The sequence below is a fragment of the Mucilaginibacter sp. GW822-FHT03E02 genome (assembly GCF_058801545.1).
In genome coordinates this window covers 4,502,479-4,526,822 of record NZ_JBXANJ010000001.1, presented here as the reverse complement: position 1 = coordinate 4,526,822, position 24,344 = coordinate 4,502,479, and the positions used below count along the sequence as shown (strand labels likewise).

The following is a 24,344-nucleotide window of genomic DNA, read 5'->3' as shown; positions in this document are numbered from 1 at the left end:
TAATAAATTGGTTTATACATGGAAAATGTTTCTTTCGTAAATACGCCTATAGGCGATAATGGAATACAAACAACAATCAACGGTAGCCTGGAGATCAGGGATTCCGTAGAAATGAAAAATGAGTTTTTGTTGCTTCTTGCCAATCATGACCATGTTGAGCTACATTTTAAAAATATCGATAAAATAGACCTCACAGCATTACAACTGCTGATGGCCTTATCCCGGAGCGCATCTGACCAGGGGAAAAACGTTCATTATGTTTTTGAGCCAACGGCGTACATCAGCGAAGTGTTAAATAATTCGGGCTTTAATAAATTTATATCTGTTTAATGAACGGTGGAAGCAAAACAGTGTTATTGGTTGATGACTCTGAAATGGTGTTAAGGCTGATAAGCTCCATGCTAAAAAAAGCAGGCTACCAGGTTTTAACCGGTTGCGATGGCGAAGATGCTTTAACTCAATTTGATAAAAAAAATATCGACCTGGTTATTACAGATCTGAACATGCCCAATAAGGATGGCTTGCAGCTAATTAACGAGATAAGGAACATGCAGTATTATAGATTTTTACCCGTTGTGCTATTTGTTTCGGATAGTACGATCAGCATCCGGGACTACATCAAAACGTCTGGCGCAACGGTATTATTAAGTAAAGATGCTATTAAAGAAAAATTGGTTTCCACGGTTAAAAAAATGATAGGATAATGGACCAATACCAACAAAACTTTAGCGATGATGCCATGGAAGTGATAGCCGACATGGAAAAGAGCCTGCTTTTAATGGAAACCAGCCCCGGCGATCCTGCACTAATACAACAGGTTTTCAGGGCTATGCATACATTAAAAGGAAACAGCTCGATGTTTGGTTTTAAAGCAATTACAGAATTTACCCACCACCTTGAATCAATATACGAGCACGTACGCAGCGGGCAGAAAAAAATCACTAAAGAAATTATTGATGTTACCCTCGATTCGCTTGACCACTTAACTTACCTGGCTAAAAACCAGGGCGAATTGGATATTCAGCATCAAAAAACACACGATAGCCTTACTGCAAGGGTAGTGAAAATTTTGAAGGATATTTTGGCCGGAGTAAATATGGAAGGCAACCCCCTTGCCCCGGTTGCTCAAACAGCAACATATGAAAATAACGGGTTAAAAAATTATCACATCATTTTTGCGCCCGATAAAGAGATATTTTATAATGGCACTAATCCCGTTTACCTGTTAGAGGAATTGCAAACACTTGGTAACTGTACAGTTATTCCAAATATTGACCATATCCCTTCGCTGCAGGATATCGAGCCAACATATTGTTACACCTCCTGGGATATTTACCTGGCTACCGGCGTTGATATCGATACCATCAGGGAGGTATTTGTTTTCGTTGAAGGCCGGTGCAAGCTCGAAATTAATTTAATGCCCCAGTCCGAAGAGCCCCTGCCGCAGCAAAATGAGAGCGCCGGCTATGCCGAAGAAGCTAACGATGTTGCGCCGCAGGTTTCAAAAACGGGAGCCACAGAACCAGCCAAAAAAAATGTGATATCGAGCATCAGGGTGCCCTCCGAAAGATTGGACAACCTCATGAGCCTTGTAAGCGAGTTAATGACCTTACAGGCCAAACTGGGCACACTTACCGACCAAAACCCACAATCGGAGTTATTGGCGGTTACCGAAAACCTCGAGAAAATATCAACCAGGCTTCGGGATAACGCATTTAGTATGTGCCTTGTGCCTATTAAAAATATGCTCAACCCGTTTAACCGCCTGGTTAGGGACCTGGCCAGCGAGTTGAATAAAGAAATAGACTTTGTTACTGAGGGTACCGATACCGAACTGGATAAAAACATTATGGAGGGCCTGGCCGACCCAATCATGCACCTCCTCAGAAACAGCATCGATCATGGCATCGAGTACCCGGATGACAGGGTTAAGGCAGGTAAAAAAAGGCATGGCAAAATTTTATTCAAGGCCTTTTGTGCCGGGGTTAATGTTTACATCGAAATTCAGGATGACGGAAAAGGCATCGATCCGCAAAAAATAAGGGATAAGGCCATACAAAAAGGAATTATTGGCAAAGATGAAGTACTGAGTGAAAAAGAAATTTTCAACCTTATTTTCCTCCCCGGATTTTCAACTGCAGAACAGGTAAGCGAAATTTCGGGCCGGGGTGTGGGTATGGATGTTGTAAAACGCAGGATTGAAGATATCAGGGGGCAGATTAAAATAAGCTCTCAGCCAAATATCGGCACAACAATTACTATAAAATTACCAATCACCGTATCTATAATTGATGGCCTGCTGGTAAAAATTAACGATGTTTCATTTGTTATCCCGCTGGCCGCCGTCGATCGCTGTTTTGAAGCGCCTGCGGTTCAGCAACTAAACCGCTTCAATAACCTCATCATACTCGACGGTGAACAAATCCCATTCATCAGCTTAAGCGAGGAATTTGATGGCAAAGAAAACCTGTCGGGCTCGCAGGAAATCATATTGGTATACTACGATGAAAAAAGGGTAGCCTTAATTGTCGATAATATCGTAGGGAAATTTCAGGCCGTTTTAAAACCGCTTGGAAGATATTTCCAGAATATGGACCACATTTCGGGGGCAACCATATTGGGGGATGGCAAAATTGCCCTTGTGTTAGATACCAATAAAGTTGTTGAAGAATACTTACACCAAAAACGCCTTGCAATATGTCAATAAAACTGCAAACACAATCTTACTTAACGTTTAAGCTTCAAAACGAGCTTTTTGCTATCAACGTGGGCGATGTATTAGAAATTTTAGAAATGAGCCCTATTACCAAAGTGCCCAAATCGCCGGCATTTATGAAAGGGGTAATTAATTTACGGGGCAATATTTTACCCGTAATGGATGCCCGCAACAAGTTTGCCATGCCCGATGCCGAATTTACCATTGATACCTGTATTGTGGTATTGAATATCGATAGCGGAAAAGAACCATTACTGGTGGGCGCCATTGTTGATTCGGTTCAAAAAGTAATTGATATCCCCGATGAGGACATCCAGATTTCGGCAAGCATGGGTGCCATGTACCGCGAAGATTTTATAACCGGCATTGGAAAGATAGAGGATAATTTTGTCATGATATTAAATATCGATAAAGTTTTCTCGGCCGACGATGTGTATGCTATTACTGAAAGTTAATATTTAAACATGATATGATGTTACACAACATGAAAGTTTCAACCAAACTTTACATCCTGGTTGGCGTGCTGTTCCTCACCATTGGGGCAATAGGCATTACCGGGCAGCTTAATTTAAAAGAAGTAAACGGATCGCTCCAAACGGTATTTGAAGACCGGGTAGTATGCCTTAAACAATTAAAAATTGTTTCGGACATGTACCTAATCAATATCAAAGGTGTTAGCCAGCAAATAAAAGAGGGTAGTATTAGTTTTAAAGCGGGTAAAAAGAAAATTACCAGGGCGCAAAAAGAAATTAAAAGTAATTGGGCGGCCTATGTAGCTACCGGCGCTATTCCCGAAGAAAAAAAACTATCCGCCGAAACCGCTGAGCTGATGAGCAACACCGACGAATCGTTAGAGTCTCTTAAAGCGATCATGGACAAAGAGGATAAACCCGCATTCGCAGCCCTTGCCCTTAGCGATGTTAACCCCAAAGTTGATTCTATCCTCAACAATATTAACGCCCTTGTTGATATCCAGATTTCAGTGGCCAATGATGAATATAAAAACGGCGAAAACGTATATGCAACGGCTAAAATTCACGCCTATGTTGTTATATCTTCGGGCGTAATCATCTCATTATTATTGGCCTTCGTTATCATTAAAAACATCAACGGTATTGTTGCAAAGCTTAAAGACCTGGTTTCGTACGCTCAGGTAGCTTCAGAAAATATTTCATCGGCCAGCTCGCAAATGAGTTCATCGGCGCAGCAAATGTCTGAGGGCGCTACAGAACAGGCGGCATCGGCCGAAGAGGTTTCGTCGTCAATGGAAGAAATAGTATCCAGCATACAGCAAAACACCGAAAACGCTTTGCAAACCGAAAAAATAGCCCTAAAGGTTGTTGAAGATATTGTTGAAGGCAACAAGGCGGTTAATATTACCGTACAATCCATGAAAGAGATTGCAGACCGGATTTCAATTATTGGTGATATTGCCCGCCAAACCAATCTTTTAGCGTTAAATGCCGCAGTTGAGGCCGCAAGGGCCGGCGATAACGGGCGCGGCTTTGCAGTGGTAGCTGCCGAAGTAAGGAAACTTGCCGAACGTTGCCAAACAGCAGCCCATGAAATTAACAACCTGTCTAAATCGGGTGTAACTATAGCCGAAAGATCAGGAAAGCTGCTTGATATGATTGTGCCCGAAGTACAAAAAACGTGCAAGCTGGTGCAGGAAATTAGCATATCCAGTATGGAGCAAAATACCGGCGCCAATGAAATTAATAACGCCTTGCAGCAATTGAACCAGGTTATACAGCAAAATGCTGCAATTTCTGAAGAGATGGCTGCGAGCTCGGAAGAGCTTTCGGGCCAGGCAGATCAGTTGAAGGATATTGTAAATTTTGACATCGGAAACGATGTTAAATCAAACGCAGAAATACGGCGTATGCCGGCTAACAAGCCATATCAGAAAACATTTGCCGGGAGCCATCATCCTGTTAAGAAGAAACCTGTAACCGGGCGTTTTCCTAAAGGCATCAACATAGATATGAACGGGAAAGACCCAATAGACGAAAAATATGAGAAATATTAAACCGAACTTAAACGACCAAATGTTATGAACAATATTAAAATTTCGACAAAACTATTTGTCATGGTTTTCCTCACTTCATTTACCCTTGTGGCAATAGGTTTATATGGGCTGAACAATTTAAGCAACGTAAACGGATCGCTGGAAACAGTGTTTAAGGACCGCGTAGTATGCCTTAAACAGCTAACTTTAATTGACGAAATGTACGCTATAAATATTGAAGGCGTTACTCAAAAAATGAAGGACGGTTTTATTGATTTAAAAGCGGGTAAAAGAAAAATCATCAGGGCCCAGGAAGAAATTGATAACAACTGGAAAGCCTATAACGCCACGTATGCAACACCCGAAGAGAAAAAACTGGCTGCACAAACCGAAGAGCTGATGCGCAGTTCCGACGAATCATTGGAGTCGCTCCAGTCGATTATAGACAAAGAGGATAAAGTTGCCCTGTCAGCTTTTGCCCAAAATGAGCTATCTCAGAAAATAGATCCTATTATAAGCAATATCAACGCATTGATTGACCTACAGGTAGCGGTATCTAAAGAGGAGTATGACAAAGGCCAGGAAATATATTCAGACGCAAAAGTGCACTCTTATATTATTATATTATTTGGCATAGCCATTTCACTATCAATATCATTACTTATTGTATACAGCATCAAAAAAGCCATTTTAAATGCAACAACAGTAGTATCAAAACTTGCCGAAGGGGATTTAACCGTTGATATTAACGTGGCTAACAATGATGAGATTGGCTTTTTGCTGGAAGATTTAAAAGGCATGATCAATAAGTTTAAAAATGTTATTTCGTACGTAAGCTCGGCTTCTGATAATATTGTGGCGGCAAGCCAGGAGTTAAGCTCATCGTCGCAGCAAATGTCTGAAGGGGCTACCGAACAGGCTGCCGCTACCGAACAGGTTTCGTCATCTATGGAAGAGATGGTGGCAAGCGTACAGCAAAACACCAACAACGCCCATCAAACAGAAAAAATAGCCATTAAGGCCTCGGCCGATGCCCAGGATGGCAGTGTTGCTGTTAATGAAGCCGTTAGCTCGATGAAGCTTATTGCCGAGAAAATTACCATTATAAGCGATATAGCGCGGCAAACAAATATACTTGCCCTTAACGCTGCCGTTGAGGCCGCGCGCGCCGGCGACCAGGGACGGGGCTTTGCCGTTGTTGCAGCCGAGGTAAGGAAACTGGCAGAAAAATCGCAGGTTGCAGCAACCGAGATTAATGAACTTTCAAAATCGAGCGTTACCATTGCCGAAAAATCGGGCAGGCTCCTGGGCGAAATCGTGCCTAATATTCAGCATACGGCCAAACTGGTTGAAGAAATTAACGCGTCAAGTTCTGAACAGAACCTGGGCGCGGGCCAAATTAATAGCGCCTTACAACAGCTTAACCAGGTTACCCAGCAAAATGCCGCTACCTCCGAAGAGATGGCTGCCAGCGCCGAAGAGCTTTCATCCCAGGCCGATCAGTTAAAGGAAATTATCTCATTTTTCAGGTTCGAAAACGGCTCAAAATACAAAGCGTCAATTGCCCAGCCTAACTCATTAATAAGGCCCAGGCGGAATACGGCAAAGGTGAGCCATTTGCCAAAATACAAATCATCATCAAACGGGGTTAGCCTGAACATGGATAGCCTTGATGCCGATTATGAAAAATTTTAACATACTATCCTGAGTTACCCTGTTATGGTGTATTTTAACATTGATAGTTTTGATAATTCCAAAATGACCGACCTGGACTTTAACAGGCTAAGTACATTTATATATACCAATTATGGAATTAAGTTGCCGCCATCAAAGAAAATAATGCTGGAGGGACGTTTGCTTAAACGGCTCAGAACTTTAAATATGCCATCATATAAAAAATATTGCGAGTTTATATTCAGCAACGAAGGCCAGCGTTCTGAACTTATTCACATGATTGATGTGGTGACTACCAATAAAACCGATTTTTTCAGGGAATCTGTACATTTTGATTATTTATCAAATAATATATTGCCCGGGGTTTTTCGCGATTATTCCCCCGCAAAGCCCTTCAAGGTTTGGAGCGCCGGCTGCTCTACCGGCGAAGAGCCCTATACATTGGCCATGGTTTTAAGCCTGTTTGCCGAAACACATATGGGGTTTAGCTTTAATATATGGGGTACCGATATTTCGAGCAGGGTTTTGCAGGCTGCGGCATTAGCGGTATATACCGAAGATAAAGTGGCCCCCGTGCCAATTGCATTAAAACGCCAGTTCCTGCTTAAAAGCAAGGATATGCATAACAAAACTGTGCGCATTGTACCACAGTTACGGGAAAAAGTAAAGTTTGGCCGTTTAAATTTCATCGACGAAGATTTTGGTCCGATAGCAAATTTCAATGTCATTTTCTGCCGCAATGTTTTGATTTATTTTGACCGGCCAACACAGGAAAAAGTGATCCTGAAGCTATGTTCGAAATTAGAGCCGGGGGGGTATCTGTTCCTGGGCCATTCAGAATCCGTGTCGAATATGAATTTACCATTAACGCAAATACGGCCCAATATTTTTAGAAGAAAATAAACAGTCACTATTATTTTATAATGGACAGATATTATTTATACCCGGGGTCGATTTTTGCGAGCAGAAAGCCTCACATTGTCGATACTATTTTAGGCTCATGTGTAGCAGTGGCCCTTTGGGACCCCGTATTGGAATTTGGAAGTATTAACCATTATATGCTGCCGTACTGGAATGGCGAGGGCTCTCCATCAAATAAATATGGCGACATTGCCATACCGGCTATCATTAATAAAATGCTGGCCTTGGGCAGCAATAAAAGCAATTTAAAGGCCAAGGTATTCGGGGGCTGCGAAACAGGCGCCCCCAATGGCGTATTCCATATTGGCGAACGCAATATCGGGCTGGCTATCGAGGTGTTAAAAAAGGAGCAAATACCGATTTTAAGCCATAATGTTGGAGGATACCGTGGGCGGAAGGTTTTATTTTACTCGGAAAGTGGTAAGGTAATGATCAAATATATTAAACAAAACTTTCCTGATCAGCAAATAGATACCAAGGGCTAATACCTCACCCGTATGAAGAATAAAATTAAAGTTCTTATTGTTGACGACTCTGCCATATTCAGGCAATTGCTGGGCAAAATTTTAAGCGCCGACCCGGTAATTGAAGTTATGGCCACGGCAGCCGACCCATATATTGCAGCAAGCAAAATGACTATGCAGGTTCCGGATGTTATTACCCTTGATTTGGAAATGCCCCGCATGGATGGGATTACCTTTCTCAAAAAAATAATGTCCCAGCACCCAATTCCGGTCATTATCATAACCGGGCGCAGCGGGAGGGATATGGAAGTAACGCTGAAAGCGTTAGAATATGGCGCTGTTGAGGTACTTACAAAAGAAATGTTTGAAGAGTCGGCACTTACAAATGAGGCCAGGAGCAGGATTTGCGAAATTGTTAAATCGGCAGCGCTTACCAAACTTGCCAGGAAATCCATTGCCGAAAAACCTACGGTGGTACCTAAATTATCAGCCGATGCCGTACTGCAATATGTTAAACCTAAAAATCAAAGTATTATTAGTGATAAAGTAATTGCAGTAGGTGCATCAACCGGTGGTACCGAAGCAATAAGGGTATTTTTAGAAGCCCTCCCCGTTGATATTCCGGGTATTGTAATAGTACAGCACATGCCAGAAAACTTTACCCGCCTGTTTGCCGAGCGGCTGGACAGTTTGTGTAAAATAGGCGTTAAGGAAGCAGAAGACGGAGACCTGGTTAAGCCAGGCACGGCCTTAATAGCCCCTGGCAATCGCCACCTTTTACTTAAAAGAAGAGGATCGCAATATTATGTTGAACTGAATGATAGTCCGCTGGTAAACCGTCATCGCCCGGCTGTGGATGTATTGTTCCGCTCTACAGCTATTTATGCCGGGCAAAATGGCATCGGAATAATTTTAACAGGCATGGGCGATGATGGCGCCCGGGGCTTACTTGAAATAAAGCAGGCCGGCGGCCGGACCATAGCACAGGATGAAAGTTCCTGCGTTGTTTTCGGCATGCCAAAAGAAGCCATTATGCTGAATGCAGCAGACAAGATTTTACCGTTGAAAGAAATCTCGAGATATGTAGTTCACCTCGTAAATGATAAGAGGTTTGTTTAACAAGCTGTTGAAATTCTCATTTAATTTCTTCTAAATGCATCGCCTCGCCTCCTGATGGTTGCAGGTTAATGGTTAAAACAGTTTTACTGTTAACCAAACTGCTGCTAACCCGCACGTGCGTAGTGGTAGCCACCCCGGCATCATCGCTATATATTTTGGCCCGGTATTTTTTGCCCGGCTTCAAAAAGGTGAGCGCCATTTTTAACGTCCTGGCTTCATTATTGGTAACGGTCCCTACAAACCACCCGGTTCCTTTGCGCCTTGCGGTTGTAATATATTGCCCCGGCGCTCCCTGTATTACCCTTGTTTCGTCCCAGGTAGTGGGAATATTGTCCCAAAACTCCAGTTCAGGTTCGTTAGGCGCTGCCGATGGCTTATCATACCAATACAGCGTTTGCAAAGGGCTATAGTAAATAGCCGCCAATGCCAGTTGGTGGGCATGGGTGGTTTTTATACGCTTATCAAAATAACAGATGGTATAATCAGCAGGGCCGGCTAAATAGCGGGTAAAAGGCAATATGGTATTGTGCGTAGCATCAGGCATTTCTTCGTTACCGCGTACCCCTTCGGCTGTCATCAGGTTGGGCCAGGTACGTTGCTCGCCGGTAAGGCGCCAGTCGTCGTGAATGTTAACCATTATGTGGCTGGCCGCCGCCTGATGTATGGCTTTCTCCACCCAGGTGGTCCAGCGGTGCGAGCCTACCTGCACAAAGCCAAATTTTACGCCTTTTACCCCCCACTTGCTATATACGGCAAACAGGCTGTCGCTTTGCGCCATTAATGCCTGCTGGTTAACGTATAGCCATACGCCAATACATTTATCCTTACCATATTGAATAATCCCCAGTAAATCAAAATCGGGGATAGCCACTTTTGCAGCATCCGAGTTAAAGCTGAAGGCTGGCCCGTACCATTTCCAATCAAATAGTATGTATTGGAGTTTATGTTTTACCGCAAAATCGATATTGTTTTTGGCATCGGCAGTGGTTTGGGTCATCACACGCATAATTTTACCTGGTTTTATCCAATCGGCATTGGCTATTCGTGATGGTTCATTCAGGTTAAGTATCATATAATCATGCGCTATTAAATCACCGGGCGTTCCGGCCACCATAATTGCACGCCATGGCGTACCTACCGGAGATACAAGCTGCGCCCCTCCAAACATCGCCGTTACTATGGTATTCGGCTTATCATCGCTTAACTTAAATTTGGTGCGGGCATAATCAACCAACTGCGCTTCGCCAAGCGCTACAAACAGCCCGTTGGGTAGCTCTAAAGTAAGCGGACGTTCGCTTTCTCCGGGCCAGCCGGCCAGTGGAAGCTTATAATAAGGTGCCTGAGCCCAGTTGGCAAACCAGGCCTGGGTACCTGCCGGGAAACTAAATTCGGTATTTTCGGCGGCGACGTTGTAATACGTCCCTTTTTCGTTTTCTGGGAAGTAATACCGGATGGCAGCACCTTCGTCATAAACCCGCACTTGTACCTGCATCACATACATTGGGTTATCATCCTTCACCAGCGTGATATCGCAAGCATTATAGTGGTCCCTGATCTGGCTGCGTTCGCCATTTACCGGTATCCAGCTGGTATCATGCGTAGTGGTTTTTATATCCTTTATTACCAGGTTTTCGCACCAGTTTTTATGCTGATCTATCTTCAGCGCCATCGCCTTTTCAGATAACTGGTTATCCAGCTGAATATCCAGAACCGACTCGCTGATAACCTGTTTATCCTTATAAGTTACCTGGTAATACATAACCCGCTTGTTACCGGCCGACTGCTTTTGATAAAACTTCAGACTCAGATTTTTATCAGGCGATTGAATTACAAGCGGCGTACCTGTTGCAGAGCCTTGCCCTTTGGCCACTAAAACGATAAACGAAACTATAGTTAATAGCAAATACCTCATTTAGTTTGATTTATGTTGATAATGAGCGGCTTTGCCATGTTGTAATCTATCCAACCTCAACAGGGCTTCCAAATAATAGTAATCGGCATAAATAATAGATGCATCAATTTCTGTTCCAGCGGGGTGATGCCCGGTAGAATGAAGTAAAAAGGCATTGTTTACCTGATGGCTCTGGTAGGCGGGAGAAGAAAGTGTTTGCAACATAGCTTCAGCCTTCTGCCGGTAAATTTGTGCCTTGTGTTTGTCGGTTACAAAGCCAGACAGTTCCAGCAATGCCGAAGCGGTTACGCAGGCCGCCGAAGCGTCTTTAGGCGCATTGGGGATAGCAGGATCATCAAAGTCCCAAAAAGGGATCAAATCTGCCGGCAGGCGGCTCAGGTATACATCTGCTACTTTTTGTGCAAAGTTTAAAAATTCTGGCTTGCCGGTTTCGCGGTAGCACATAGTAAAACCATATATTGCCCATGATTGCCCCCTGGCCCACATGCTGTTATCCGCATAGCCCTGGTGAGTTATGCCTTTTATCTTTTTCCCGGTAATGGTATCATATACCACTACGTGGTAAGACGTATAATCGGGCCTGAAATGATTGTGCATGGTGGTTTCAGCATGTTTAACCGCGATATCGTATAAGTGCCGGTTGCCGCCATTTTTTGACGCCCAGAATAAAAGTTCGAGGTTAATCATGTTATCGATAATGGTATTGTGAGGCCAGCCCATTTTTTTAACCATTGACGGCCACGACAATATGGTACCTACTTTGGGATTAAACAAAGTGGCCAATGAATCTGCCGAACGCAGTACAACCCGTTTATATCCGGGATTCCCTGTTAGCCGGTAACCGTTACCAAAACTGTTAAATATCATGAAACCCAAATCATGGTCAAAACCACTATGCTCAGAAAGCGGCTGCAATTCCTTTGTGAAACGATCAGCAGCTGTTTTCCATTTTTCATTATGGGTTCCTTCATATAAGTACCATAAAATACCAGGCCAGAAACCACTGCACCAGTCCTTGTAATTTACATATCGCCAGTCTGTTTTGCCTTTAACTATATTACGGGGCAGGTTATTGCCATTTGCCGGAATATTAGTTAACGTTTTTTGCGCTTGCTCGGCGCAATAGTTTATATTGGGTAATACCTGCAAGCCTTTTTGAGCATGGGCCTGAAATCCACCACCCAAAAGTTTCAGAACGATTAAAACTTTGTACAGCGCTTTGGTATTGAAACGATTTTTTAGATAATTTCTTTTCATAAGATTTTATTGATTCTCTATTTTGTACTTCGCCTCCCCGCAGACACCTATGTTGTTAATTGTAAAAACGGCCGATCTGCTAATTGCTAAAACGATCTACCGCCGGGCGCAAACAAAATTGGAGCAACCATTTATAATTGAGTTTCGAAAGTAGCTTAAAACAAAAACCCGCAGGGGGGAGCATTAGGTCAAATAAGGGGGATAGGAAGTCAATTTGGCAAAAAACACGATTATCAGGAATGCGACCCGGCTTAAATACATAGGCTTTAGTTTATGTTAACCATAAATTCACAACATACTAATTATCATCTACTTACAACAATAAATTAAAATATGTTAAGTTATGTTAACCCAATTTAGATGCGATTGCCCCGCCTTTCTTTACTTCAGATCCAGGGCATGGTCGGCTTTTACATCTTCTCCGCTCCAGATTTTAACTGCCGTCCATTTGAGGGGTGGGGCGCTCCAGAATTCGTCCGTTTCGGGCAAACCAAGCGGTACAAAAACATTACTGCAAATGTATAAGCTGCCGGTTGTAATATAAAAATCGGCCAGGCCGGGCTGCTTGCCATAAAGGCCAATATTAAGCCATCCATCCGGCGTAAATGTAGCGGGCGACTCCAATGTCTTTTTGATAACAGCAGTTAAAGCACAACGTACCTGTGCAGGTGGTAATGAGGCCGGGAGTTGTTTAATATAAGCCATATTGGCCAAATGATGGAAAACCCCTGCCCTGTAAACTATTGAGCGGCCCGTTGCCGGGTAACTGCCATCCGCATTAATTAAACGCTCCAATATTTCGGCATAGCGTTGGCCAATGGCTTTTACGCGTTCCTGTTCGTGTTGATAATTCTTCTTTTTTTCGCCTTGCACCTGTAACATGGCGTTTAAATTGGGCTGTATCACTATGCTGTTGTAGTAATCCAAATGAAAGGTCATCCCGTCAGAAAACATCCCGTCGCCAACATACCAGTGCTGCATAAACTCGCGGATGCCAAATTCGGTGCGTACAGGGTCGTCCCCTAAATCGTATTTACAAAAGAAGGCTTCTATCATCCCCGAAAACAGGATCCAGTTGGAGTAAACCGGCACGGTATTACGGGTTACCTTCATGGCATCAACCACCTGTTTTTTTACATCAGCATCCAGGTGTTCCCATAACCAGGGGCTGCGGACGAGCGCGAAGGCTACATACGATGCATCAACCAAAGGCTGCCCGCCATTCCATTGCAGGTAATCTTTAGCCTGCGGATTAACCGCGTTGGCTATCGCCTTTAATGCCCATGCGCGGTACTGATTGCGTAACTTAATTTCGGCGGCATCGCCACCTTCCAGGTTAAGCCAGGGGGCAATTCCGCTTAGGGTACGGCCAAACGCTTCAAGATAAGCTACTTTTGAACGCCCTTCCTTATTGTCTATACGATCAGATAAACTCACCGGCATGTTTTGCTTCAGCTTATCTTCGGCCAGGTTTGATATTACGGGCCGGGCTATTTTGTCCATATAAGCCAGCCACAGCTTCCTGTCGACAAGGCCATTTGATGCATTTTTTTGTGCCCACGTATTAAGCGCGGGCAGCATAACACAAAGTAAAAACAGTACTTTTTTCATAGTTATTTCAATAATTGATGTAGATACTCCAACTGACTACCGATATACAATATCAATCCGACAGTTTACAACTTGCACGCGGCAGCCCTGCTAAAAATCAGCAGTATAAGGCTACTTCATGCATTTTTAATTTTCATGTTTTTCTGTTTTAATTACCGGCCGGTTTCCATTCCAGCACCTGTACCGGCTGGGCGGCAATATTGGCCTGGCCTTCCCCATCTACCTGTACTACATTTTGTATAAACAGGTTAAGTGTCTTTTTATCCTTCCATAGTTCGGTATCATAAGTTGGTTCCCAGGCGCCAACAGCAAATGCCGACAAATCATTAACCGTCCATTTATTCCCGGCCAGGTTACCGGTAACTGCAACAGAAACTTTATCCTCCCGCTCTTTATCCCTGAATATTAAGGCCGCGGCCGTATTTTTACCCTGTTTCCAGGCTATAATTTGCGGGCGTGAAACCGGAATACTCTTGGTGCCCATTCCGCTTAAACTAAAAGGTGTTTTGCGAAAACCGAGACTGTTGCTTGTCCACTGGCCATTGTTTTTATAAATGATGTGGTATTGTGGGGCCGACTCTCCTGCCTCCCGCCAGTAGCTGGCTATAAACGGGGTACCATCATCCTCAATAACCATAGATGTTTGATTAATGAGCTCGCTTTTTTGTGGAATTTCGCAGGCGTATTCGGCGGTGGCGGCAGTTATCGGCAAATTGTAGGTTTGTCCGGTCGATCTTTCCCAGTTTATTCCGCCATCTTTTGAAACTGCATAACACATATCATGGTTACTGGCTACATCGGGGCTTTCGCGCCAAACCCATGACAGGTGTATAAAACCTTTTTTATCAATGGCCATTTGCCAGTAGGCATTGCGTTTGCCTTCGCCATCAATAAGATTGTGTTGTATGTTTACCCATTTTTTTTTCGATACGTTGTACCTGTTAAGCACAAGGTTGCCATTACCTGATGCACCGTCCCGGTAAAGGAATAGCAGATCGCCTTGGGGAAGCCTGTAAAATTCAGGGTAACTTACGCGGTCTTCGGCAACTCCCGTCATTGATTTTAGTGCCGATAATATAAGGCTACCGGGCGCAATGCCCATTGCGTAGTTTAATGGCTGATTGTGTAAGCCCCAGGCCACATGCAGGTAGCCGGCTCCATCAACCATAATGCTGATGGTTTTATGTGCATCAGTAGCATCGCCTTTGAAGGCGGTGACAGCAATTTGCCATTCATTTGAACCGCCTTTTCTTTTGGCCAGGGTTAAAACCTGCTGCTGATTATAGTAAGCGGCATATTGTTGGCCTTTAAAAGTAACCAGCGAGTTTTTGCGAAAAACAACTGTATTCACCGAGTTATTAGCCCATCCGGGACCAATGGTGCTAATTTTTACCGGGTAAGTTTGCGCACCTGCATGCAGGAAGCTACCTATCAATAAAGCTATAAACAGGGAATGTTTGAGGCGGTTAAAAAGCATAAGTAGTAAAGTGTGTGGCAATATACGCTGCCACACACTATGAATTATATTAATAACCTGGATTTTGTTCTAAAACAGCATCCTTATTCAATTGAATTTCTGATAACGGGATGGGCAACAACAGGTTTTTTGCTGCCAGGCCGGTTGTTGCGTGCTGAACATCATTTGAATTGAGGCGTAGCGCGCGATCAACCAGGGTGCCGGTACGCATCAATGTCATCCTCCGGTTTTCCTCGCCAATCAGTTCGCGGGCACGCTCATCAAGTACAAAATCAAGGGTCATCTTATCGGCGGTAACCAATGGCGCCTGCGCCCTTGTACGCAACGCATTAATAGTATTTGCCGCCTCGGCGGTTTTGCCTTGTTTCACTTGTGCTTCAGCAAGTAACAGGTAGGTTTCGCCTAAGCGCATCATCATAAAATCTTTGATCATGGCATAACCAAAAGTGTCGTTAGGGTCAAACGCTCCCCATTTGGTTATGCTTGGGCATATTTTATATAAGGTGTCCGGGCCGGTAAATGGTACTTGCTTGCCATAGTTGGCGGCAGTTGGGTTGTTGATATAATAACGCCTCCTGATACTGTATTGTGAGTTGCGTAAATCTCCGGCTGGATATAGGCCGTACAACACCCAGTTACTTAACCTTAACCGGGCAATGCTACGCCCGCCAAGCGAGTCACAAATTACCATGCCGCTGATATTGTAATAGGCGGCTCCCCACACACGGCGTTGCTGGGCATTATCTGTATTACCCCCAACTACCGAATTTGGATTTTCCTGCTCAATAACCCATATAGCTTCAGAGTTGCCCTGGCTGCGCCGCTGGTTACCATACACAAACATATCTGAGTAATAATCGCCGGCGCCGCTTGCCCTTACACCGTAACGGCTGCTTATCAGGCTAAATTTACCGCTGCTGATAACTGCCTGCGCCTGTTGCTCGGCCAGGTCGTTTTTACCCATGCGCAGGTAGGCTTCGGCCAATAGCTGCATGGCCATGTATTTATTAGCCCTATCTACAGGCTTGCCTTGCACGTTTAGTTTTGAGGTACCAGCATTTAAATCAGACAGGTTTGTACTTGCAAACGTTAGATCGCTTATTATAAGATTGTTGACCTGATCAAGTGGAGCACGCACAAAATCTGTTTTTGGCGCCGCAAGCGGGGCCGTTACCAATGGCACTTTGCCAAACAAGGTAGCCAGGCTATTGTAAGCATATGCCCTAAAAAACTTAGCTTCGGCATCTATCATGTTTTTGCCTTTGGCTGTAAGTTTGGTGTTCGACGGATCTTCAACGGCCTTGATAATAATGTTGGCGTTGTTAATTAAAGCGTAATATTTGCCCCATATATATGAAGCTGCCCCATCTGTTGGGGTAAGCTGCGCGTAATTATAATACGGCACTTCAATACCTTGCTGGTTTGCTGTAGCATTGGCCACATCGGTGCCTACCTGCCAAACACTTGGCCAGCCCTGCGCGCTTGAATAGGTTAAAATGGTACTTTCATAATTGTAAAGGCCCACAGCAGCGGCTTCAAAACCCAATGAATCGTTAAGCGTGAGCGGGGTGTATGAGGAGTAAGGCTTTTCGGCCAGGTATGACTTTTTACAGGATGCAAATGCAATTATTAGCACTGATACAGAAGCCACTATAATTGAATACTTTTTCATGTCGTTTATCTTTTATCAGTTTATTTTAATGAGATGTTGGCACCAAAAACAAATGTGCGGGTAGTTGGATAGTTGTTTGTCCAGTCGCCAGATCCCCTGGTCGAATAATTATTTTCAGGATCCCAGCCAATCCACTTGGTAAAAGTGTGCAGGTTTCGGCCGCTTACGTAAAACGTTAAACCATTTAAGTGCGCTTTATCTAACAGTACCTGCGGTACAACATAGCTAAATGTTACATCCTTAATACGGGTATAGCTGGCATCACGCGGATAGCCATAGCCCCGGGTATTGGTATAAGATAAAGACTGGAACGAATTGTTGCCATTTGATGGTGTCCAGTATTCTATGGCCGCCGGTGTATTCCTCCTGCCCGATTCATCAGCATAGTTTAAATCGGCATTGTTTTTAAGCATGCCTTGTGCTGTTTGTATGAATATGCTCAGGTTAAACTGCTTATAGTGAAAGGCATTGGTGATACCACCGGTCCATTTTGGCGTAGTTTGCCCCTGTATAACCCTGTCATCGGAAGTAATTTTGCCATCGCCATTGGTATCGGCAAATTTCAGGTCGCCTGGTTTTGCTCCCGGGTCTTGTTTGGAGGCATCCTCGCCTGTTTGCCAAACGCCGGTCATTTTGTAATCATATATTACGCTGATAGGCTTACCTATAAACCACCTGTTGCCTATATCATCTTTCCCGTCGCCATAAAGGCTCACAATTTTATTCCTGTTGATGGCATATACAATGTTTGATTCCCAACGAAAATCCCTGCCATCAATGTTTTTTGTATTCAGGGTAACCTCGAGGCCTTTGTTGGCCACTTTACCAATATTATCCCATACTGATGAATAACCGGTAATTGCCGGCAAACTCCGTTTTAACAGCAACCCAGATGTGCGCGTTTTGTAAGCATCAACCGATCCGTTAATTCGGCTGTTAAATAATGAGAAATCGGCCCCGATATTGGTTCCCACCGTGGTTTCCCAAAGCAGGTTGGCATTACCCAGGTTACTGGCCTGTACCCCAATAGTGCTTACCCCATTAAACGGCGACCGCACAGTACCATCTGTGGTGATGGTTTGATAAACACTAATGGCCTCGTTACCGGTTTTTCCGTATGAGCCCCTCAACTTTAAGCTACTAACTATTTTTGAATCCTTCAAAAAGTCTTCCTGGCTAATGTTCCAGCCAAGGGCTGCCGATGGAAACACACCATACTTGGTAGTATTAGCGCCAAAAACCGACGATCCATCGCGGCGGGCGGTAACAGTGAACAGGTAACGGCTATTATAGGAATAGTTGACACGCCCCATCTGCGAGTTAAGCGCATACCTGTCTGAATATGACGACGAGGTTTGCGTTGCGCCTGCACCAATATTGTTAAATGAAAGTTCATCGTTTACGAAACCAGTAGCGGCGGCTGTCGAAGTAAAATACCTGCGGCGCTGCGCGCTGTATAAACCCGTAAAATCAAAGTGGTGCTTGCCGATGTCCTTGTTGTAGTACAACAGATTTTCAATAGTATAGGCCGTTGTTTCGGAGCTTGCAGCGCTGGCCGAGCCTAAAGGCGTATTTGCCAAACGGCCGCTGTAGCTATCAACACGGGTTGGCAAATAGGTGTAACCGGCATTTACCCGGTATTTCAGCCCTTTAAGTACGCCGCCAAATTTAATCTCGGCGTAGCCGTTGCCATTTAAGTTCACACTGCGGTTTACCTGGTCGGTAGTTAAACCCAATAAGGGATTGGTATACAACAATTCGGGCGCCATAGGGTAAATGGTATAAGTACCATCGGCATTATATAAATTACCATAGGGGCTCATGGCTGTAGCGAATAACAGGTTGGCCCTGCCGCCATCGTAATTATTGTTGGAAAAAAAGGATGACATACCAACAGTTAAAAAATTGGTAACATTCACATCAAGGTTTGAGCGGATGCTTACCCGGTTATACTGGTAACCTTTTACCACGCCTTTTTGCTTCATGTAATCGCCCGATATAAAATATTTAACATCGGGGCTACCACCAGAAACGCTGAGGTTATGATCTTGCATTACCCCTTGCTGGGTAGTTTCTTTAACCCAATCAATGGTTTTACCTGCCTGGTAATTAGGCAGCTCGGAGCTGTTTGGCACCGGGCTGGTTTGTGTTTGGCCTGTTTGCGAAAGGTAATCGGCATACTTTTGAATATAAGATGCCGGGTCGCGCGGCTCCAGGATATGCGCAAGATTTTCTATACCGGCATAACCGCTATAACGGATAACGGGTTTGCCGCTGTTCCCTCTTTTGGTAGTGATCAGGATAACCCCGTTGGAGCCATTGGTTCCGTAAATGGCCACTGCCGATGCATCCTTTAATATTTCCATCGAAGCGATATCATTGGGATTAATATCGTTAAGCGAACCGCCGGTTTTACTCAGCGGGATACCGTCGACAACAACATACGGGCCGGTGCCTGCGTTGATAGAGTTTTGCCCCCTTACAATTGAGCCGGGCACCGCGCCTGGTACAGACGATGTATTGGTTATGGTAACGCCTGCAACTGCTCCTTCTAAAGCCTGCAGTACGTTGGTAACCGGTAACTCCGATAAACGGGCCTTGGGCACTGATGCAACAGCGCCTGTTATATCTGATCGTTTTTGGGTACCATAGCCAACCACAACCACCTCTGTCAAATCCCTGGATGCCGGCTCTAAAGAGATATTTATTAGCGACTCGTTATTGATAAGCCTTTTTACAGTTTTATAACCAATAAAAGAGAATACCAGGGTTTGCCCGGCATCTGCCTTAATGGTATACTTACCATTATAATCTGTTGATGTGGCGTTGGCAACGCCCTCAACCGCAACGGTAACACCGGGTAAAGGTTCGCCTTTTTCGTCTTTAACGGTACCTGTAATGGTTATTATTGCATTACTGGTTTCCTGGTTATCCTTTTCCTTAATTACAATGGTGTTATTACTGATGGTGTAGGAAAGCGGCTGATCATGAAATACCTTATCGAGGATAACATCGATAGAAGCATTACTAACATGAATGTTAACCGGCCTGGTATCCTTCATCATACCTTCGGTATAAATAAAGTTGTAGCCGCTTTGCTTTCTGATCTCTTTAAAGAGTTTTTTTAATGGTGCGTTTGTTGCCGAAAGATTAATGTTTTGCGCATAAGATGAAGCGCTGACATGCATAATAGCGACAAAAAAAAGGAGTACAGTTATTTTCACAACTAATAATAACTTTTGAGGTATGCATAGTTTGGGCATACCTATGTTAAAAGTAGATATTTTCATACTTTTGAATAGTTTGGGTTAAAACAAGATTTATTGACAAATAATTTTTCTATCCGCCGGAACGGCGAACAGATTAACGGGTTAACTCAAATTTTTGGCGTGGAAGTGGTGGTACACTTTCACGTTTTTTTTAAGTCCCGTTTTCAGGGTTACGTTCGTAGTTTTCTTTTCATTTTTTTCTCGGTTTTTTAGATTATAATATTGGTTGTTTATTGGCTTGGTTGTAATTTATTCTGATACGGATATTTTTTTACCCGATACTTTAAAATGCACTTTCCGGGTAAGTTGCAGCGTGTTCAGCACTTCAGATACATTGCTAAACCTGGATACCGAGCCGCTGAATTTGTCGGTTGGTAAGGTACCCGCGTATGCCACATCTACATCATACCACCTGGATACCATCCGCATAATTTGTTGTATATCATTGCTTTCAAATACAAACAACCCGTTTTTCCAGGCAGTGGCCTCGTCTACATCCACTTCGCTTACATTAAATGCCAGTGCATTTAATAAGGCCTGCTGGCCCGGCTGCAAAATTCTGGTTTGATTTTTAGTGGTTGAAGTTACTTTTACCCTCCCTTCAAGCAGCGTGGTTTTAACGGCCGGCTCATCATCGTAGGTATTGATGTTAAAATGTGTACCCAGCACCTCTACTATTTGCGATTTACTGTAAACCCTGAACGGTCTGGCCACATTATGCGCCACTTCAAAATAAGCCTCGCCGGTAAGTTCAACTTTACGCTCGTTGCCGTTAAATATGGTTGGATAGGTTAACGAAGAAGCCGCATTTAACAACACCCGGCTGCCGTCGGGCAAAACAACCCAATATTGGCCGCCGCGGGGCGTAGTCATGGTGTTGTACGCAGTTAACTTTACATCATCAGATGCTGATTTTTCGGATGAATCATAAACAATTCTTCCGTCGGCGGTTTTATTAATTGCTACCGCGCCCTGTACGGCAAGGGTTCCGTTGCGGGCGCCGGTTAAGGTAATCTGTTTGCCATTGGCCAGGGTCAGGATAGCTTTGTTGCCACCCGGCAAAATATCATTTTTAGGGTTAGACTGATGGACAAGCTGTTTAGGGGCCTGCCGGTTTTTAATAAACAGGTATGCACCAAATGAAACAAAAACAAGGATGGCAGCAGCCGAAGCAATGGAGTACCATTTTTTAAAGTACCGGATTTTGGCAGGTTCGGAAATTTCATCAACTATCCTGTTCCATATCAACTCCTCTTCTATTAACGGATCGGCAGGGCCGTTGGGCGCAGGCTGCTTAGCGGCTTCATTCAAATACCAGCTATCCAGCATTTGCTGCTCTTCTGGTGTACAGGTGCCGAGTTGGTGTTTAGTTAATAGTTCCTGTGCTTGTTCCCTGGTCATGGTTTATTCTGGCTGTTATTAATGAAACGGCCAGCCAGGGAGGAAGTAGTAGATGAAATGAAAAAAAAAGTGAAAAAATTATAATCCTGACAATATTAAAACGATTGCCGAAAGATGATTAAGCTTAGGCCTGATTATCCTGATAGCGTTGCTGATTTGTTTTTTAACCGTTTTATCGGATATATCGAGTTCGTCGGCAATTTCTTTATAAGTGAAATGCTGATGGATCCGCATTTCAAATATTTGCTTCATTTTGAGGGGAAGCCGCGCAATTTCTTTTTCCAGCGCTTCCATTATTTCTTTTTCTTCTATCCGCTCCAGTGTCTGGTTGCTGTTTGCTTCGGCAAAGGCGGCTAACGAATCGAGGTAATCCAACCGTACCCGCTTTCGCGCAACCAGGTCAAGCACCTTATTTTTTGTCGATATAAAAAGATAACCGGCTAAATTAGCGTCTGAACTTATGCATTCCCTTTTGAGCCATAATGAAGTGAAAGTTTCCTGTATAATATCCCTGGCGTCATCTTCGTCCCGAAGCATTTTCAGCGCATGCATATACATTACTGTCCAGTACCGTTTATAAATTTCGGCAAAGGCCTCCCTGTCGTCGTTTTTTAACAACGCTATCAACTCCTGGTCAATAAGCAACCGTTTTAGGGGCATAACTGGTTTAATTAACGAATGTAATGCATTTTTTACAAAAATTGCAATACGTGTAAACCATCGTGACCTTCCCCGTCTTTTTACAAGAAGGTTCTTTTTTTCCATGCCGGCAAGGCTCAACCTATCGGTTTTCACAAACGCCTGGCTTAAAGTAGTAAGTAGTATTCCACTCTATCACCAGATGAGAAATGAAACTGGAACCGGATATTGCTTTAAAACAAAAAATTGTAGTTAAGTAGTATTGTTATTTAAAATCGGCCGCGATAGTTGTGGATTTCCACTGTTCTAATTCTGCAGACATGGCGGCCAGTTTTTCTGATGCCCTATTATAGGCATCGTTCCCCAGAAACAGGTGCATCGGCGGCTGCGGAGTTTCGGCTAATTCAATAAATATCTCCGCGGCGCGATCTGGATCCCCGGCCTGCTGTCCGTTCATGGACAGGTAACGGTCCTGCGTATTTCTTACGGCTTCATAGCCTTCTATCTTGCTGACTGTTAGGGAAAGTGAGTTTTTGGTTAAAAAACCTGTGCGGAAGCCTGATGGTTCGGCTACCGTAACCTTTATTCCAAATTCTCTTACATCAAGCGCAATCACTTCCGAAAAAGCGGCCACCGCAGCTTTGGTGGCCGAATAAACAGACCAGCCTGGGGCACCCACAAAACCGGCCACCGAACCGATATTTATAATATAGCCCGATTTTTGACTACGCATTACCGGCAGTACCGCCCGTACCACATTTATGGTTGCCAGCACGTTAACATTAAAAATATTCCTGATCTCCTGTTCGGCTATTTCTTCCACGGTTCCGGCCATTCCGTAGCCGGCATTGTTAACTACTACATCAATCCGCCCAAATGCGGCCAGCGTTTGCTGTACAGATTCATCAATACAATCCGGGTTATTTAAATCAACAGCCAGCGCAAGAAAACGCTCCCTGTCTACCAACCCAATTGCCTGACTTAACGCCCTGGCGTCGCGGGAACTTGCGGCAACGCGGTAACCGCGATCAAGCAGTTTTTTTACGAGGGTCAGCCCCAATCCCTGGGAGGCCCCGGTTACATACCATACTTTTGAAATGTTCATGATATTATGCTTTTAAATGGTCAAAATACACTGTGGTTTCTTCCAATATAGACTTCATCAGTTCGGCGGCCTTTGGATGTTTCAGCAACGGCGCTATCTGCCCGCCCCAGAACATGATCATATCCCATTTTTCCTGTTCGATAGCGGCTTTGCGTAAATGCGACATAAACTGTGTTTGTAGCGGGAAGGGAAGAAAACCTTTTTCCTTATGCACCAGGTCTTTTGCAATGCGACTGGTTATGCCTCTGCCCAACCTCCCGGTAAATGCCGTCGATAAGGTGGTGTACTTAGCCGCATCAGAAAACAGCATTTGCCGGTGGATTGCAGTAGCATTCGATTCATCGGTTGCCAGGAACGCGGTACCAATTTGTGCGGCATCCGCTCCAAGTGCCAACGCGGCGGCAACACCTTTTCCATTGGCAATACCACCTGCAGCTATAACCGGTTTTTTTACCTTCTCCTTAATCAGTTGAAGCAAAACAAAAGTCCCGGTGGTAGATGATTCTGCAGCCGCCAGGAATGATGGCCGGTGCCCACCGGCTTCAAAACCTGAAGCGATAATGAGGTCGACCCCGGCTGATTCCAGCACTATGGCTTCATCCAGCGTAGTTGCCGCGCCTACGGTAACAATGCCCAGCCGGCGGCATTGTTCAAGAATATCGGCAGATGGGATGCCAAACATAAAGCTAAATACCGGCGGCTTCCGGTGCAGGATCACTTCTACCTGGTTTTCAAAACGGGATGTAAACACCGCAGGCTTTTCGGGCAAGGCGATTCCCAGCTCATCAAAATAAGGCTTGAATAATTCTTCGGCCTGTTTAAACTGCTCGTCCGAAACAGTACCGTTCACGGCATCTGTATCCGAAACCCACAGGTTAATATTGTAGGGCTTATTGGTTGCCGTTTTGATTTGCTTATCTACTTCGATTATTTCCTGCGGACTTAACGTGTAAGCTCCGTAACCACCAAGCCCGCCGGCGTTAGATACTGTTGACACCAGCTCAACAGACGACAGGTTGCCGCCGAACGGCCCTTGCAGGATAGGGTATTGGATACCCAGTATTTGGGATGCTTTTGTTTGGTACCACATCATCTTTAA

The 24,344-nt window shown here is 44.3% G+C and carries 19 protein-coding genes; 9 read left to right on the top strand and 10 right to left on the bottom strand.

Annotated features, from left to right (window positions below; all coding sequences use genetic code 11):
- The first annotated feature begins 18 nt into the window (after positions 1-18).
- Genes AC1RM2_RS18900 through AC1RM2_RS18860 form a run of 9 tightly spaced genes read left to right on the top strand, consistent with a single transcriptional unit; the run spans position 19 to position 8,902 of the window.
- Positions 19-330, top strand: coding sequence for an STAS domain-containing protein (locus AC1RM2_RS18900; RefSeq protein WP_492986724.1), 312 nt, complete (start codon positions 19-21; stop codon positions 328-330).
- Positions 330-704: a response regulator gene (locus AC1RM2_RS18895; protein WP_492986723.1), complete on the top strand. Its 375-nt coding sequence runs from the start codon at positions 330-332 to the stop codon at positions 702-704. Before AC1RM2_RS18900 ends, AC1RM2_RS18895 begins: the two co-directional genes overlap by 1 nt.
- Positions 704-2,707 carry a chemotaxis protein CheA gene (locus tag AC1RM2_RS18890; RefSeq protein WP_492986722.1) on the top strand — a complete coding sequence of 668 codons (2,004 nt, stop codon included), beginning with the start codon at positions 704-706 and terminating at the stop codon, positions 2,705-2,707. Before AC1RM2_RS18895 ends, AC1RM2_RS18890 begins: the two co-directional genes overlap by 1 nt.
- A complete protein-coding gene (locus AC1RM2_RS18885) occupies positions 2,698-3,171 on the top strand; it encodes a chemotaxis protein CheW (protein WP_492986721.1) in 474 nt (157 codons plus the stop codon). Before AC1RM2_RS18890 ends, AC1RM2_RS18885 begins: the two co-directional genes overlap by 10 nt.
- Positions 3,172-3,200: 29 nt before the next feature.
- Positions 3,201-4,745 carry a HAMP domain-containing methyl-accepting chemotaxis protein gene (locus AC1RM2_RS18880; RefSeq protein ID WP_492986720.1) on the top strand — a complete coding sequence of 515 codons (1,545 nt, stop codon included), beginning with the start codon at positions 3,201-3,203 and terminating at the stop codon, positions 4,743-4,745.
- Positions 4,746-4,769: 24 nt separating this feature from the next.
- Positions 4,770-6,419 carry a methyl-accepting chemotaxis protein gene (locus AC1RM2_RS18875; protein WP_492986719.1) on the top strand — a complete coding sequence of 550 codons (1,650 nt, stop codon included), beginning with the start codon at positions 4,770-4,772 and terminating at the stop codon, positions 6,417-6,419.
- A gap of 24 nt (positions 6,420-6,443) precedes the next feature.
- Entirely contained in the window at positions 6,444-7,301 is an 858-nt protein-coding gene (locus AC1RM2_RS18870) for a CheR family methyltransferase (protein WP_492986718.1), read from the top strand.
- A 20-nt stretch (positions 7,302-7,321) separates the two neighbouring features.
- The gene (locus AC1RM2_RS18865; RefSeq protein WP_492986717.1) at positions 7,322-7,804 is read left to right on the top strand and encodes a chemotaxis protein CheD; all 483 of its coding nucleotides are present in this window, start codon (positions 7,322-7,324) and stop codon (positions 7,802-7,804) included.
- Between the two features lie 12 nt (positions 7,805-7,816).
- Positions 7,817-8,902, top strand: coding sequence for a protein-glutamate methylesterase/protein-glutamine glutaminase (locus AC1RM2_RS18860; RefSeq protein ID WP_492986716.1), 1,086 nt, complete (start codon positions 7,817-7,819; stop codon positions 8,900-8,902).
- A gap of 16 nt (positions 8,903-8,918) precedes the next feature.
- Here AC1RM2_RS18860 and AC1RM2_RS18855 read toward each other — a convergent pair whose 3' ends face one another.
- From AC1RM2_RS18855 to AC1RM2_RS18810, 10 genes are all read right to left on the bottom strand, one after another.
- Entirely contained in the window at positions 8,919-10,814 is a 1,896-nt protein-coding gene (locus AC1RM2_RS18855) for a glycoside hydrolase family 97 protein (protein ID WP_492986715.1), read from the bottom strand.
- Positions 10,815-12,071 carry a glycoside hydrolase family 88 protein gene (locus AC1RM2_RS18850; protein WP_492986714.1) on the bottom strand — a complete coding sequence of 419 codons (1,257 nt, stop codon included), beginning with the start codon at positions 12,069-12,071 and terminating at the stop codon, positions 10,815-10,817. It lies immediately after the preceding gene.
- A 381-nt stretch (positions 12,072-12,452) separates the two neighbouring features.
- A complete protein-coding gene (locus tag AC1RM2_RS18845; protein WP_492986713.1) occupies positions 12,453-13,682 on the bottom strand; it encodes a DUF2264 domain-containing protein in 1,230 nt (409 codons plus the stop codon).
- Between the two features lie 148 nt (positions 13,683-13,830).
- Positions 13,831-15,159 carry a BNR repeat-containing protein gene (locus AC1RM2_RS18840; protein WP_492986712.1) on the bottom strand — a complete coding sequence of 443 codons (1,329 nt, stop codon included), beginning with the start codon at positions 15,157-15,159 and terminating at the stop codon, positions 13,831-13,833.
- Positions 15,160-15,208: 49 nt separating this feature from the next.
- The gene (locus AC1RM2_RS18835) at positions 15,209-16,831 is read right to left on the bottom strand and encodes a RagB/SusD family nutrient uptake outer membrane protein (protein ID WP_492986711.1); all 1,623 of its coding nucleotides are present in this window, start codon (positions 16,829-16,831) and stop codon (positions 15,209-15,211) included.
- A 20-nt stretch (positions 16,832-16,851) separates the two neighbouring features.
- Positions 16,852-20,121, bottom strand: a complete 3,270-nt coding sequence (locus AC1RM2_RS18830; protein WP_492986710.1) for a TonB-dependent receptor — start codon at positions 20,119-20,121, stop codon at positions 16,852-16,854.
- Positions 20,122-20,349: 228 nt separating this feature from the next.
- A complete protein-coding gene (locus AC1RM2_RS18825) occupies positions 20,350-21,501 on the bottom strand; it encodes a FecR family protein (protein WP_492986709.1) in 1,152 nt (383 codons plus the stop codon).
- Between the two features lie 78 nt (positions 21,502-21,579).
- Complete coding sequence (locus AC1RM2_RS18820; RefSeq protein WP_492986708.1) at positions 21,580-22,161, bottom strand: RNA polymerase sigma factor; 582 nt, start codon at positions 22,159-22,161, stop codon at positions 21,580-21,582.
- 244 nt (positions 22,162-22,405) lie between these two features.
- Entirely contained in the window at positions 22,406-23,245 is an 840-nt protein-coding gene (locus AC1RM2_RS18815; protein WP_492986707.1) for an SDR family oxidoreductase, read from the bottom strand.
- A 4-nt stretch (positions 23,246-23,249) separates the two neighbouring features.
- A complete protein-coding gene (locus AC1RM2_RS18810; RefSeq protein ID WP_492986706.1) occupies positions 23,250-24,338 on the bottom strand; it encodes an NAD(P)H-dependent flavin oxidoreductase in 1,089 nt (362 codons plus the stop codon).
- Positions 24,339-24,344 lie beyond the last annotated feature (6 nt).